This is a genomic window from Stenotrophomonas sp. Steno-Z2, assembly GCF_056393235.1.
On record NZ_JBWJOY010000001.1, the window covers coordinates 565,133 to 579,334 of the forward strand.

General features: G+C 71.3%; 14 protein-coding genes. 8 read left to right on the top strand and 6 right to left on the bottom strand.

Annotated features, from left to right (window positions below):
* Nucleotides 1–4 precede the first annotated feature (4 nt).
* Complete coding sequence (yccS, locus tag AC06FP_RS02480) at nucleotides 5–2,209, top strand: YccS family putative transporter (RefSeq protein WP_478074364.1); 2,205 nt, start codon at nucleotides 5–7, stop codon at nucleotides 2,207–2,209.
* Here the strand turns inward: yccS and AC06FP_RS02485 are convergent.
* A complete protein-coding gene (locus AC06FP_RS02485) occupies nucleotides 2,206–3,387 on the bottom strand; it encodes an MFS transporter (RefSeq protein ID WP_478074365.1) in 1,182 nt (393 codons plus the stop codon). The two genes, yccS and AC06FP_RS02485, sit on opposite strands and share 4 nt — an antisense overlap.
* Before the next feature lie 100 nt (nucleotides 3,388–3,487).
* On the opposite strand from AC06FP_RS02485, the gene AC06FP_RS02490 reads away from it, so the two are divergent.
* The 5 genes from AC06FP_RS02490 (at nucleotide 3,488) to AC06FP_RS02510 (ending at nucleotide 7,453) form a co-directional block, all read left to right on the top strand.
* On the top strand, nucleotides 3,488–4,423 hold the full coding sequence (locus AC06FP_RS02490) for a LysR family transcriptional regulator (protein WP_478074366.1): 936 nt from the start codon (nucleotides 3,488–3,490) through the stop codon (nucleotides 4,421–4,423).
* On the top strand, nucleotides 4,410–6,299 hold the full coding sequence (locus tag AC06FP_RS02495) for an MFS transporter (RefSeq protein WP_478074367.1): 1,890 nt from the start codon (nucleotides 4,410–4,412) through the stop codon (nucleotides 6,297–6,299). The genes AC06FP_RS02490 and AC06FP_RS02495 overlap by 14 nt, the downstream gene beginning before the upstream one ends.
* 88 nt (nucleotides 6,300–6,387) lie before the next feature.
* Nucleotides 6,388–6,702, top strand: a complete 315-nt coding sequence (locus tag AC06FP_RS02500) for a hypothetical protein (protein ID WP_456117201.1) — start codon at nucleotides 6,388–6,390, stop codon at nucleotides 6,700–6,702.
* Nucleotides 6,703–6,724: 22 nt separating this feature from the next.
* Nucleotides 6,725–7,033 (top strand): CD225/dispanin family protein, encoded by a 309-nt coding sequence (locus AC06FP_RS02505; protein ID WP_456117202.1) that lies wholly within the window; start codon nucleotides 6,725–6,727, stop codon nucleotides 7,031–7,033.
* A 3-nt stretch (nucleotides 7,034–7,036) separates the two neighbouring features.
* Entirely contained in the window at nucleotides 7,037–7,453 is a 417-nt protein-coding gene (locus AC06FP_RS02510) for a DUF2752 domain-containing protein (protein ID WP_478074368.1), read from the top strand.
* A 537-nt stretch (nucleotides 7,454–7,990) separates the two neighbouring features.
* Here the strand turns inward: AC06FP_RS02510 and ampE are convergent.
* The 5 genes from ampE to AC06FP_RS02535 all read right to left on the bottom strand — a co-directional run bounded on the left by ampE (nucleotide 7,991) and on the right by AC06FP_RS02535 (nucleotide 11,543).
* Entirely contained in the window at nucleotides 7,991–8,878 is an 888-nt protein-coding gene (gene ampE, locus AC06FP_RS02515) for a regulatory signaling modulator protein AmpE (RefSeq protein ID WP_478074369.1), read from the bottom strand.
* A gap of 76 nt (nucleotides 8,879–8,954) precedes the next feature.
* Complete coding sequence (gene nudC, locus AC06FP_RS02520) at nucleotides 8,955–9,860, bottom strand: NAD(+) diphosphatase (protein WP_478074370.1); 906 nt, start codon at nucleotides 9,858–9,860, stop codon at nucleotides 8,955–8,957.
* 96 nt (nucleotides 9,861–9,956) lie between these two features.
* On the bottom strand, nucleotides 9,957–10,343 hold the full coding sequence (gene erpA, locus AC06FP_RS02525; RefSeq protein ID WP_456117206.1) for an iron-sulfur cluster insertion protein ErpA: 387 nt from the start codon (nucleotides 10,341–10,343) through the stop codon (nucleotides 9,957–9,959).
* A 31-nt stretch (nucleotides 10,344–10,374) separates the two neighbouring features.
* Nucleotides 10,375–10,803, bottom strand: coding sequence for a bactofilin family protein (locus AC06FP_RS02530; RefSeq protein ID WP_456117207.1), 429 nt, complete (start codon nucleotides 10,801–10,803; stop codon nucleotides 10,375–10,377).
* A complete protein-coding gene (locus AC06FP_RS02535; RefSeq protein WP_478074371.1) occupies nucleotides 10,803–11,543 on the bottom strand; it encodes a DUF6776 family protein in 741 nt (246 codons plus the stop codon). The genes AC06FP_RS02530 and AC06FP_RS02535 overlap by 1 nt, the downstream gene beginning before the upstream one ends.
* Nucleotides 11,544–11,711: 168 nt before the next feature.
* On the opposite strand from AC06FP_RS02535, the gene AC06FP_RS02540 reads away from it, so the two are divergent.
* Together AC06FP_RS02540 and AC06FP_RS02545 are read left to right on the top strand one after the other, a co-directional pair.
* Complete coding sequence (locus tag AC06FP_RS02540; protein WP_456117209.1) at nucleotides 11,712–12,353, top strand: DUF4126 domain-containing protein; 642 nt, start codon at nucleotides 11,712–11,714, stop codon at nucleotides 12,351–12,353.
* A gap of 31 nt (nucleotides 12,354–12,384) precedes the next feature.
* Entirely contained in the window at nucleotides 12,385–14,202 is a 1,818-nt protein-coding gene (locus tag AC06FP_RS02545) for an EAL domain-containing protein (RefSeq protein ID WP_478074372.1), read from the top strand.

Genomic DNA, 14,202 nt, shown 5'->3' on the forward strand with positions numbered 1-14,202 from the left:
CGGCATGCGCCCCACCGAACGCCTGTTGAACCGGCTCTGGGCCCACGAGAAGGCCAGCTACGGGCTGCGCGTATCCATCGCGCTGTCCACCCTGATGGCCGTGTGCTGGTACCGCGGCGACCTGCAGCCGCTGCCGTCGCTGTTCCTGGGCACCATCGCCAGCGCGGTGGCCGAGACCGACGACAACGGCTGGGGCCGCAGCAAGTCGGTGCTGCTGTCGCTGCTGTGCTTCGTCGCCGCCGCCGCGGCGGTCATCCAGCTGTTCGACTGGCCGCTGCCCTTCGTCGCGGCGCTGGCGCTGGCCGCGTTCGCCCTGACCCTGCTCGGCGCGCTGGGCGAGCGTTATGCCTCCATCGGCCAGGCCACGGTGACGCTGGCGATCTACACCATGATCGCCATGGACCAGCACCGCGGCGCCGGCACCGGCACCGCGGCGGCCTGGCGCGACGTGGCGCAGATGCTGGCCGGCGCCGCGTGGTACGGCGCGCTGTCGATCCTGTGGACGGTGATGTTCGCCAACCGGCCGGTACGCGAGCGGCTGGCGCGGCTGTTCGGCGAGCTCGGCCGCTACCTGCAGCTCAAGGCCGACCTGTTCGAACCGGTGCGGCACGGCGACCTGGAAGCGCGGCGGCTGGCGCTGGCCGAGCAGAACGTGCGCGTGGTGCAGGCGCTCAACGCCGCCAAGACCGCCATCCTCAGCCGCTTCGGCCGTTCCGGGCGGCCCGGCGTGCAGTCCGGCCTGTATTTCCGCCTGTACTACATGGCGCAGGATTTCCACGAGCGCGCCAGCTCTTCGCACTATCCCTACGAGGCGCTGACCGAGGCCTTCTTCCACAGCGACGTGCTGTACCGCTGCCGGCGCCTGCTGTCGCTGCAGGGCGGCGCCTGCATGGCGCTGGGCCAGGCCATCCGCCTGCGCCAGCCGTTCGACTACGGCGAACGCAACCGCCAGGCCGGGCAGGACCTGGAGCACTCGCTGCAGTACCTGCGCGACCAGCACAACCCGCGCTGGCAACGCCTGCTCGGCTCGCTGCAGCTGCTGGCGACCAACCTGTCCAGCATCGCCCGGCAGCTGTCCGAGGCGTCGCTGGCCGACACGCCGCTGGAAGGCATCGATACGCGCCTGCGCGATTCCTCGCCGCACACCCTGCGCGAAATGGCCACCCGCCTGCGCCAGGCGCTGACGCCCGGCTCGCTGCTGTTCCGCCACGGCGTGCGCATCGCGCTGGCGCTGATCGCCGGCTATGCGGTGCTCAAGCTGGTGCATCCCAGCAACGGCTACTGGATCCTGCTCACCATCGTGTTCGTGTGCCGGCCGAACTTCGGCGCCACCCGGCTGCGGCTGGTGCAGCGCATCGGCGGCACCCTGGTGGGCCTGGGCGTGACCTGGGCGCTGATGCAGCTGTTCCCCGGCACCACGCTGCAGCTGCTGCTGGCGCTGGCCGCCGCGCTGCTGTTCTTCGTCACCCGCACCGACCGCTACGTGATCGCCACCGCCGCGATCACGACCATGGCGCTGCTGTGCTTCAACCTGCTCGGCGATGGCTTCGTGCTGATCTGGCCGCGCCTGCTGGACACGCTGATCGGCTGCGCCATCGCCGCCACCGCCTCGCTGCTGATCCTGCCCGACTGGCAGGGCCGGCGCCTGCACCAGGTGATGGCGCAGGTGATCGCCACCAGCACGCGCTACCTGGACGAGGTGCTGGGCCAGTACCGCAGCGGCATGCGCGACGACCTGCCCTACCGCATCGCCCGCCGCGACATGCACAACGCCGACGTCGCGCTGTCGGTGGCGCTGTCCAACATGCTGCGCGAGCCCGGTTACGCGCGCGGCAACCTCGATGCGGGTTTCCGCTTCCTGGCCCTGTCCAACACCCTGCTCGGTTACCTGTCCGCGCTGGGCGCGCACCGCGCGCAGGCGGCGGTGAGCGACGACCCGCTGGTCGGCGACGCGCAGCGCTGCCTGCAGCAGGCGCTGGCCGGCCTGTCCAAGGCGCTGTCGGAACGGCAGGCCGCGCCTGCGGCCGGGGACGACGAGCGCGCGCTGGCCGACGCGCTGGAGCAGCTGCCCGAGGACAGCGACGACAAGTCGCGGCTGGTGCGTACCCAGCTGGCGCTGATCCTGCGCCTGCTGCCGCGCCTGCGCGCCGCGGCCGACGAGGCGGTGGGCGGCGGAACGCGGCCCGCCCCGTCGCCGGCCGCCGCCTAGCGCGACGCCGGCGCGCGCGGCATCGCCAGCAGCGCCACCACCGCCAGGGCGATGCCCACCCCGCACACGCCGGTCCAGCCAGACCGGGTCCAGGCCAGCGTGCCCAGCGCCGAGCCGGCCGCGCCGCCGATGAAGTAACAGGTCATGTAGGCGGCGGTGATGCGGCTGCGGGCGCCTTCGTCCAGCCGGTAGATCGTGCTCTGGTTGTCGATGTGCACCGCCTGCACCGCCACGTCCAGCGCCAGCACGCCCACCACCAGCGCGGCCAGCGAGACCGGCGCCAGCAGCAGCACCAGCCACGACAGCAGCAACAGCAGCAGGCCGCCGCCCGTCACCCGCCGGCCGAGGCCGCGGTCGCTCAGGCGGCCGGCACGGCTGGCCGCCAGCGCACCGGCCGCGCCGACCAGCCCGAACAGGCCGATGGTGGCGATGGAATAGCCATAGGCCGGGCCGGACAGCAGGAAGGCCAGCGGCGTCCAGAACACGCTGAAGCCGGCGAACAGCAGCGCGCCGAGCAGCGAACGCCGTCGCAACACCGGCTCGTCGCGCAGCAGCGCCAGCACCGAGGCGATCAGGCGCGGGTACGGCAGCGTCGCGTGGGGCCGGTAGGCCGGCAGCGCGCGGGCCAGCGCCACCGCCATGAGCAGCAGCGCCACGGCCGCGACCCAGTACACGGTATGCCAGGAGCCGATGCCGGCCAGCACGCCCGACGCGGTGCGCGCCAGCAGGATGCCCAGCAGCAGCCCGGCCATGATCGTGCCCACCACCCGCCCGCGCCGCTCCGGCGCGGCCAGCGTCGCCGCGTGCGGGATGATCACCTGCGCGGCCACCGCGCACAGGCCGCTGAGCGCGGTGCCGGCCAGCAGCTGCACGAAGTGGCCGGCGCTGGCGCTGATCGCCAGCCCCGCCGCGGCCAGCACGAACAGCGTCACGATCAGCCGGCGCCGCTCCAGGCGGTCGCCCAGCGGCACGATCAGCAGCAGCCCGGCCGCATAGGACAGCTGGGCCACGGTCACCACCCAGCCGACCTTGCCGGCGCCGAGCGCGAACGCCTCCCCCAGCAGCTGCAGCAGCGGCTGGGCGTAATAGTTGCTTGCCACGATCAGGCCGGTGGCGGCGGCCAGCAGAAATACCCGCGACTGGCCGAGGGTATGGGCGGGGGCGGAGTCGGCGGACATCGCGAAGGCCTGTGAGGGGGAACGGGCGCCAAGTCTGTGGGCGCGCGATGGATGACACAAATGCATTGTCATCATCAATTCCATCTGTTCTAGTGATGGCATGTTCACCCTGCGCCAGCTGGAGTTCGTCGTCGCCGTGGCCGAGGAAGGCGGCTTCACCGCCGCCGCGGCGCGCTGCCACACCGTGCAGTCGGCGCTGAGCCACCAGGTGGCGCGGCTGGAGGAGGCCTTCGGCGCGCGCCTGTTCGAGCGCGGCCATCGCCAGGTGCGGCCCACCGCGGCTGGCGAGGTGTTCCTGCGCAACGCCCGGCTCACCCTGCAGGCCGCCGCCCGCCTGCAGGAGGAAATGGCACTGGCGCTGGGCACGGTGCGCGGCCACATCCGCATCGGCCAGATCACCGCGCTCAGCGTGGTCGACGTGCCCGCCCTGCTGGCCCGGTTCCGCGCCGCGCACCCGGCGGTGGACGTGCACCTGCGCGTGGGCATGAGCGAGGAGTTGCTGGCGGAACTGGCCGAGGGCCGGCTCGACGTGGCGCTGGTCGGTGTCGGCCCGCAGGTGCCGCTGCCGGCGCAGCACCGCCTGTTGGACGAGGAAGGCCTGTCGCTGCTGCTGCCGCCCGGGCATGCGCTGGCGGCCAGGCAACGGGTGCCGCTGCAGGCGCTGCACGGCGTGTCGCTGGCCGCGCTGGTGCCCGGCGCCGGCGTGCGGCGGATGATGGACGACGCCCTGCTCGAGCGCGGCGTCGCGCCGCAGCTGCAGTACGAGGTCAGCCACGGCGAACTGCTGCGCCAGCTGGTGGCCGCCGGGCTGGCGGTGGCGGCGATGCCGGACAGCATGGCCACGCGCATGCAGGGTGTCGCGGTGCGCCCGCTGGCCGAACCGTTCCGCTTCCGCACCTGCGCCGTGTGGCGCGCCGATCCCACGCCCGCCGCACGCGCCCTGCTCGAGCTGCTGCCCGCCGCGGCCGCGCGCGGGGCATCCATCGAACCTGCTAAGGTGCGCCGCAAACCAAGGAACCCACGTGGCCGGCCATAACCAGTTCGCGCTGCTCGGACAGCGCCGCTTCCTGCCGTTCTTCGTCGTCCAGGCGCTGGGCGCCTTCAACGACAACGTGTACCGCCAGGCCATCATCGGCCTGCTGTTCTTCCTCGGCGTCAGCACGAAGGAGCGCAGCATCTACGCCATGCTCGCCCCTGCGATCTTCATCCTGCCCTACTTCCTGTTCTCGGCGCTGGCCGGCCAGTTCGCCGAAAAGCTCGAGAAGCAGCGGCTGATCGTCATCACCACCACGATGGAAATCGTGATCATGTCGCTGGCCGCGCTGGGCTTCCTGACCCAGAGCATGCCGGTGCTGCTGGTGGCGCTGTTCTGCACCGGGCTGCAGTCCACCCTGTTCGGGCCGGTGAAGTATTCGGTGCTGCCGTCCATCCTCAAGCCGGAGGAACTCACCGGCGGCAACGGCCTGGTCGAGATGGGCACGTCCCTCTCGATCCTTTGCGGCATGATCGCCGGCGGACTGATCTTCACCCTGGCCGGCAGCCAGGGGCCGATCGTCGCGGCGGTGGCTGTGATCGTGCTGGCGGTGGCCGGCAACACCGCCGCGCGGCTGATCCCGAAGGTGGACGCAGGCGCACCGGCACTGAAGATCAACTGGAACCCGCTGTCCGAATCGCTGGCCGTGCTGCGCATGGCGAGGAAGCAGAAGGCGGTGCGCAACGCGGTGCTGGGCGTGTCCTGGTTCTGGTTCGTCGGCACCATCCTGACCTCGCAGCTGCCGGCCTACGCCGAGGTCAACCTGGGCGGCGGCTCGACCCTGTACATCTTCGCGCTGGCGCTGTTCTCGGTGGGCACCGGCACCGGCTCGCTGCTGTGCGAGAAGCTGTCCGGGCGCATCGTCGAGATCGGCCTGGTGCCGCTGGGCGCGTTCGGCATGAGCGCGTTCCTGTTCGACCTGTACTTCGCCCGCACCGGCACGGTGGCGGCGAGCGGGCTGGACGTGGCCGGCTTCCTGCACCAGCCCGGCAGCGTGCGCATCGTCGTCGACCTGCTCGGCATCGGCCTGTTCACCGGCCTGTTCGTGGTGCCGCTGTTCGCGCTGATCCAGAGCCGCACGCCTAAGTCGGAAATGTCGCGCGTATTCGCCGCGCTGAACATCCAGAACTCCGGCTTCATCGTGCTGGCGGCGCTGGCCGGGCTGCTCACCCAGACCGTGCTCGGCTGGAGCGTGCCGCAGCTGTTCCTGGCGCTGGCCATCGCCAACGTGCTGGTGGCCGCCTGGATCTTCAGCATCGTGCCCGAGTTCCTGATGCGCTTCCTGAGCTGGCTGATGGTGCGCACGCTGTACCGCCTGCGCCCGGCCGGCATCGAACAGCACGTGCCCGACGAAGGCGCGGCGCTGCTGGTCTGCAACCATGTCAGCTACATGGACGCGCTGATCCTGTCGGCGGTGGTGCCGCGCCCGGTGCGCTTCGTCATGTACTACCGCATCTTCAACATCCCGGTGATGCGCTGGATCTTCCGCACCGCCAAGGCCATCCCCATCGCCAGCCCGAAGGAAGACGCGGAGCTGATGCAGCGCGCGTTCGACGCGATCGACGCCGCGCTGGCGGAAGGCGAGCTGGTCTGCATCTTTCCCGAAGGCGCGCTGACCCGCGACGGCGCCATCGCCCCGTTCCGCTCGGGCGTGGAGAAGATCCTGACCCGGCGCCCGGTGCCGGTGGTGCCCCTGGCGCTGAAGGGCATGTGGGCCAGCATGTGGAGCCGGCGCGACACGCGGCTGGGGCGGATGCGGGTACCGCGCCGCTTCCGCGCCCATGTCGAGGTCGTCGCCGGCCCCGCGCTCGATGGCGCGGCGACCGACGCGGCGGCGCTGGAGGCCCGGGTAAGGGCGCTGCGCGGCGACCATGCCTGAACGGCTTTGCCGCCTGCCGGACAAATCGCTACGCTAACCCCCCAACGCGGCTGCAGGGAACGCACGGCAGCGCCGACACCGAGGAACCATGGACATCCCACCGCCCCCGCCCGCTCCACCGCCGCAGCAGGTGCACCACTACTACCACCCGCAGAAATCCGGCGGCGTGGCGGCCCTGCTGGAAGTGCTGCCGGGGCTGTTCCTGCAGACCTTCGGCATCGGCCACATGTATGCCGGCAATGTCGGCACCGGCCTGATCATCATGTTCGGCTACTGGGCGCTGACCTTCGTCAACGTCCTGCTGTGCTTCGTCTTCATCGGCTTCATCACCTGGCCGCTGTGCTGGGTCACGGCCATGATCCTCTCGTCGCTGACCGCGGCGAACGCCTGCAAGTCACGCTGACCGCAACCCCATCGGAGAACGCATGAATACCGTCAATCCCACCAGCAGCATCCCCAACCACCTGGCCTGGTCGATCATCGCCACGGTCCTGGCCACCTGCCTGTGCTGCCCGCTGGGCCTGGTGGGCATCGTCGCCATCGTGTTCTCCAGCAAGGTGAACAACCTGCTGAACCAGGGCGACATCGAAGGCGCCCGCCGCGCCTCCAACAGCGCCAAGACCTGGTGCTGGGTGGCCACCGCGCTGGCCATCGTCGGCCTGCTGTTCAACGTCATCTACTTCGCCATGGGCGGCAGCGCGGCCTACATGGAAATGCTGCAGCAATACCAGTAAGCCGTGGCGCTCCAGCTCGGAACGCGCCACCGGTTCGCGCTGGCGGGGATCGCACTGGCGGTCCCCGTCGGCATCTGGCTGTTGTGGACCTTCGACCCGAATGTCGAAGGCAACCCCTTCCCGCCCTGCATGTTCCTGGCGTTCACCGGGTACTACTGCATCGGCTGCGGGCTGACGCGCGCGCTGCATGCGCTGGTCCATGGCGACCTGCTGCGCGCGTTCTCGATGAATCCGCTGGGCCTGACGACACTGGCCCTGGTCCCGCTGATGGTGCTCTGGTCCGCCGGCTGGAACCCGCGCTGGCTGCAGCCGCTGATGAAGGTGGTGATGGAGCCGAAGCTGTGGCTGGTGTTGCTGCCGGTTTATTGGGTTGCACGCAACCTCCCGTGGTACCCCTTCACCCTGCTCGCGCCGGGCTGAAAAGCACATCTGGCGGCAACGTTCCCACGCGCGGCGGCGCGCCATGCGTCATGCACGCCTCCCTGCCTGCGTGGCGCGGATCGCACGCAACCTCCCGTGGTACCCCTTCACCCTGCTCGCGCCGGGCTGAAAAACACATCTGGCGGCAACGTCCCCACGCGCAGCGGCGCGCCATGCGTCATGCGCGCCTCCCTGCCTGCGTGGCGCGGGTCGCACGCAACCTCCCGCGGCACCCCTTCACCCTGCTCGCCCCGGGCTGAAAAACACACCTGGCGGCAACGTTCCCACGCGCGGCGGCGCGCCATGCGCCATCACGCCTCCCTGCCTGCGTGGCGCGGATCGCACGCAACCTCCCGTGGTATCCCTTTACCCTGCTCGCGCCGGGCTGAAAAACACACCTGGCGGCAACGTTCCCACGCGCAGCGGCGCGCCATGCGTCATGCGCGCCTCCCTGCCTGCGTGGCGCGATCACTCGTGGATGCGCCAGAGGCGCTCCCGGCGAAGTCCGTGCCGGGCAAGCCGGCGCCTACGCCGCGCTCATCCCACCCAGCCGGCGATGATCAACAGCGCCAGCAGCGCCATCCACAGCAGCAGCATGCGCCAGACCATGCTCATCGCATCGCGCAGTTCGGGATGGCGTTCGGCATGCGGCACCAGGCCGGCCTCGCGCGCATCGGCCGCATCCTCGGCCAGCTCCATGCCGACCCCGGCGCGCGCGGCTTCGCCCAGGAACGCCAGGTCCAGCGCCCAGCGGTTGCCGCCGGCGCGGCGCCATGCCGAGAACACGGTGTCGAAATTGCCCACCAGCGCCATCGACAGCGCCATCAGCTGGGCGACCGGCCATTCCAGCAGGGCCAGCGCGCCGGCGCCCATGTCGCGCGCCTGCACGGCCACGGTGGCGGCGATCGGGCCGTGCACCGACTGCGCCAGCAGCCGGTACAGCACCGCGCCCAGCGGGCCCAGCAGCAGGAACCAGAACAGGGGCGCGAACCAGCGCCGCAGCGCGTTGTACAGGGTCGCGTCGACCAGCGTCGGCGCATCCTCGCGCAGGCTGCCGCCGGCCGACTGGAGCTGGGCGATGGCCGCGTCGTGGCTAGCCGCATCCTCGGCGTCGATGACCGCCTCGACGTCGCGGTCCAGGTCGCGCGGCCCCCAGCACAGCGCCAGCACCGCGATGCCGAACAGCAGCGCCGGCAGTCCGTACAGGCGCCCGGCCAGCAGCCATTGCACGACCGCCACCAGCAGCACGCAGGGCGCCACCGCCAGCAGCAGGCCGAAACGGCCGGCATTGCCGCCGCCCTCGTGCACCTGCAGCCAGCCCAGCCAGCGCCCGAACCAGCGCCAGTCGCGCAGGGCCGCCATCGGCCCGGGCGCCAGGTGGCCCAGGACCAGCGCCGCGATCACCGCTACCAGGGTCGTGAACATGCGAATCCTCCGGGCCACGATTGTAGGCCCCGTCGGGGCCGCGCATGCCGAAGCCGGCGACGGCCAGGTGCCGGCCTCATGCCTGCCGGCGCCGGTACCAGTCCTCGATCAGCGTGCGCGCGATCGAGATGCGGGGCGACAGCAGGATGCCCTGGCCGTCGTCGGCCTGCTCGCGGCGCAGCGCCGCGCCGATTTCCTCGGCGTCGAACCAGCGCGCGTCCTCCAGCTCGCCGTCCACCTGCGGCGCATCGCCATGCGCGGTGGCGCGGAAGCCGACCATCAGCGCGCCCGGGAAAGGCCAGGGCTGGGTGCAGAGGTACTCGGCCTGGATCACCCGTACCCGGGTCTCCTCGAACACCTCGCGCACCACGGTCTGCTCGAAGGTCTCGCCCGGCTCGACGAAACCAGCCAGCACCGACCAGCGGCGCGGCGCCCAGTTGGACTGGCGCCCCAGCAGCAGGCGGCCGTCATGCTCGACCGCGACGATGACCGCCGGGTCCACGCGCGGGTAGTGCTCGGTGCCGCACTGCCCGCAGCGGCCGATGAAACCGCCGCGCCCGAAAACCACCGCGGCGCCGCAGACGCCGCAGAACCGGTTGCGCGAATGCCAGTACGACATGCCGCGCGCGTAGCAGAACGCGCCCGACACGTCGGCCGGCCACTCGGCCGCGGCGCGGCGCAGGTCGATGCGCCCCGGCGCCTGCGCCGAGACCATCGACGCCTCGACCACGAACCAGGCGCGTTCCTGCTGCATGCCCAGGAAAATGGCCGCGCCCGGCCCACCGCCCAGTTCGCGGCCGCTGGTCAGGAAAGGCTGGCCATCCGCATCGGCGAACGCCGTGCCGTCGGCATCGAGCACCAGCACGCGGGCATCGGCCCACAGCCGGGCCAGGGCGTCCGCGTCGTCGCGCAGCGCATCGGCGCGATCCAGCGCGGCGCCGGCGAAGGCATGTCCGTGGAGGAAAGGATCGGAAGCGGGCATCGTCGGCAGCCTACCGGCAAACCATCGTGGCGAGAAGTTCCCGGCGGGCGTCGGCGCGCCGGCGCAGCCGCGCAGGACAGGCGCCCTGCGCGCCGCTCAGACGGCGAAACTGCTGCCGCAGCCGCAGGTGGTGCGGGCGTTGGGGTTGCGGATCACGAACTGGGCGCCGGTCAGGCTTTCGCTGTAATCCACCTCGGCGCCCATCAGGTACTGCAGGCTCAGCGGATCGACCAGCAGGGTGACGCCATCGGTGACCACCGCCAGGTCGTCCTCGGCGCGGTTCTCGTCGAACTCGAAGCCATACTGGAAGCCCGAGCAGCCGCCACCCTGGATGTAGACGCGCAGGGCCAGGGCGTCATTGCCCTCGTCGCGGATCAGTTCGCTGACCTTGGCCGCGGCGGCCGCGGTGAAGTTCAGCGGGCGATCGAGGGACTGGTAATCGGGGGCGGCCGTCGCGCCGGGCAGGGAAACGAGCGTACTCATGCGCCCAGCATGGGGACGGCCGCGCGCCGATTCAAGCCTCCGCCGCTTCAGCCTTCTCCTGCACCGCAACCGCCTCGGGCGAGGGCAGCGCGGCCATCGCCGCGGCATGGACCAGGCGGCCGTTGAGCTGCGCGCCGGCGCCCATCTCCACCACCTGGTAGTGCACGTTGCCGTTGACCCGTGCGGTCGGGGTCAGCTCGATGCGTTCGCCCGCGTGCACATCGCCGTCCATGCGCCCGCTGAGCACCACCACCGACGCGCGCACCTCGCCGTCGATATGCCCCTGCTCGGCCAGGGTCAGCACCGCCTTGGCGCCCTCCTCGGCGATCACCCGGCCCTCGATGCGCCCTTCCACGTAAAGGCCCCCGCTGAACAGCACGTCGCCGCGGATCACCACCTGCGGCCCGATCAGGGCGTCCACGACCAGGTGGCTGTCGCGGCTGGACTTGTTCTTGAACATCACTGCTCCCCTCTGCCGTTGCCGGCGAGTTTCCAATCGAATGTCTGTGTCGCGCTCCCCCCGGGCCCGGCCAGCGAGACTCGCACACGCTGCGGGGTAAAATCCTTGGGCAGCATCACGCTGCCGTCCAGGCGCTGGAAATAACGGAACGAATAGGCCTGCCCGGGCACGTCGCGGCGCTGGTGCAGTTCGTCCCAGGTCACCGTGGCCAGCTTGCCGTCCTTCACCCCTTCCACCGAGAAGCGCATCTGTCCCTGGCTGATCGCGCCCCGGTTCAGGTTCTGGGTCAGCACCACGCTGTAATGCCAGGTGCCGGCGGCTTCGGCGGAGAATTCGACCGAGTGCGCGTTCAGCCCCTTGCGCTGGCTGGTCGCGCCGACCAGGCGCTCGTAGAACGCCACGTCGGCGCGCAGCCCGGCGATTTCCTCGTCACGCTCGGCCAGCGACGCCTGCACCTCGGTGTTGGCCGCGCGGCTGATCCTGTCCGATGCCTCCAGCGTGGCCTGCTTCTGCCGCAGTTCCTCGATCTGCGCACGCTGGTCGGCGACGGTGCGCTCGCTCTGGCGCAGGCGCTCGCGCAGTCCACCGGCGTCCGGCGAGGCGTAACGGGCGGCCAGCCAGCCGGCCAGCAGCAGCGACAGCAGCCAGGCGCCGGCGAGGACGGCCAGCCCGGTCCAGGCCGGCCGCTGCGGCGTCCCCCGCAGGGTGATCTGGAAACGCGACGGGGTTCGGTTGCTCATGGCGATGCACACCGGTGCCGGATCCTGCGCGAAGCGGCACCTTCGCTCCGGTTGAAACGGCTGGGCAGTGTAAACGACTCCCGCCACGGCCCGCCGGGAACTGGCAATCGCCAAAGGCTTGGTCGATAGTTGCGATCCTGCTCACAGTTCCCGCGGGAGTCCGCGACCATGACCGAAGCCCACGTTTTCGTCATCGGCATCCTGCTGGCCTGGCTGGCCGGCATCCGCGTGTACCTGACCGTATTCGGCGTCGGCCTGGCCGGCCTGCTGGGCTGGGTCGACCTGCCGCCGGCACTGCAGGCCACGCAGTCGTGGTGGGTGCTGGGCACGTCGGCCGCGCTGGCGGCCACCGAGTTCTTCGCCGACAAGATCCCCGGCGTGGATTCGATCTGGGACCTGCTGCAGACCCTGGCCCGGGTACCGGCCGGCGCCTTCCTGGCGGCGGCGACCTTTTCGCCGGACGGACAGCTCAGCACCGGCGCGCTCGCCGCCGGCGCCGGCGTGGCGCTGGCCAGCCATGGGTTGAAAGCGGGTACCCGCGCGCTGCTGAACACCTCCCCGGAACCGGCCAGCAACTGGGCGGCCTCGGTGGCCGAGGACGGCGTGGTCATCGCCGGCCTCGCCCTGGCGCTGGCCCACCCCTGGCTGGCGCTGGTTTTCGTACTGGGCGCCAGCCTGCTCGGCGCGCTGACCGTATGGCTGGTCTGGCGCGCGCTCTGGCGCGGGGTGAAGCGCCTGTTCGCCGCGCCGCCACGGCCGGCCGAGCCGTCGGCCATGGCAAGGGACCATTCGCTGCCGCCGCCTCCTTGACCGCATAATCCACGGCATACGGGGAGCACCAATGGCAAGCAACGACACATCCACCCCCTCCGCCCGCCTGTCGCGCGCGGAGGTTCCGCCCGCGGACTACTGGCAGCGCTGGAGCGTGGGGAACGCGCCGCCGGCCGAAGCGGTCCGGGCGCATATCTCCGCGCCGCCGGCCGGCGCCGCGTCCGAACCGGGCCAGCCCAGCGCCGCCGAAACGCCGTACCGTGTGCTGATCGTCGAGGACGACCGCTCGCAGGCGCTGTTCGCGCAGAGCGTGCTGCACGGCGCCGGCATGCAGGCCATCGTGCAGATGGAGGCCGAAGGCGTGCAGCAGGCCATCGTCGAGCACCGCCCCGACCTGATCCTGATGGACCTGCACATGCCCGGGCTGGACGGCATGCGCCTGACCGCGCTGATCCGCCAGAACCCGCACCAGCAGCTGCTGCCGATCGTGTTCCTGACCGGCGACCCCGACCCGGAGCGCCAGTTCGAGGTGCTCGACAGCGGCGCCGACGACTTCCTGACCAAACCCATCCGCCCGCGCCACCTGGTCGCCGCGGTGGCCAACCGCATCCGCCGCTCGCGCCAGCAGTCGCAGGGCACGGCCGCCGGCCCGGCGCTGAACAACCCCGAGACCGGCCTGCCCACGCGGCACAACCTGATGCTGCAGCTGGCCACGGCGCTGGCCGCGGCCGAGCGCGGCGGGCTGATGTTCATCGAGATCGCCAGCGCGCTCGGACTGCGCGAACGCTATGGCTATGCCGCCTTCGAGCGCCTGATGATGCAGGCCGGCCGGCGCCTGGCCGAAGCCGCGCGCCCGCACCTGCTGGCGCGGCTGAACGACAACAGCTTCCTGCTGCTGGCCCGCGGCCTGGACGAGGACGCGGTCGAGGCGCTGGCCCGCTCCGTGCGCCAGGCGCTGTCGGCGCATCCCTTCCTGGTGCGCGAGGACGAATCCCTGCACCTGCGCTGCGCCATCGGCCACGCCCGCCTGTCGCAGGGTTTCGAGGACGCCGGCGTCGCGCTGGAAGCGGTCGAGCGCGCCGCCCTGCAGGCACGCCTGGTCACCGACGGCGTGGCCGCCAGCCAGGGCGACGCCGATGCCGCCGCGCAGGAACACCTGGCGCTGCTGGAAGGACAGATCGAACTGGCCTACCAGCCGATCGTGGCCGTCGCCGGCAGCGACACCGCGCAGTACCAGGTGCTGCTGCGCCTGCGCCGCAACGACGGCACCCTGCTCTCGGCCGGGCAGGTGATCCCGGCCGCGGAGGCCGCCGGACGCATCGGCGATCTCGACCAGCAGGTGCTCGACCACGCGCTGGGCCTGCTGCACCGCTACCAGCACGCCACGCCACCGATGCGCCTGTTCGTCTCGCAGTCGCTGCGGACCCTGGCCCGCGAGGCGTTCGCCGACTGGCTGCTCAAGGCCATCGCCGACCGGCAGATCGCCGGCAGTTCGCTGGTGATCGACGTGCGCCTGGCCGACGCGCTGGTGCATGCGGTGACCCTGCAGCAGTTCTGCGCCAAGCTGATGCCGGCGGGCGTGCAGCTGTGCCTGAGCCAGTTCGAGCCCAGCGACGAGGCCAACGCGCTGATGACCCAGCTGCCGCTGGGCTTCGTGCGCATGGCCGGGCGTTTTGCCGGCAGCCATGGCAACCAGGCGCTGCGCGACGAACTGCGCGGGGCGATCGACGCCGCGCACCGCGCCGGGCTGCAGATCATCGGCCAGCAGATCGAGGATCCGCAGGCCGCCGCCGCGATGTGGATGAGCGGTATCGATTTCATCCAAGGCAACGTGGTGCAGTCGGTCGGCAGCGAGCTGGACTTCGACTTCCAGAACGCGGTGCTCTGA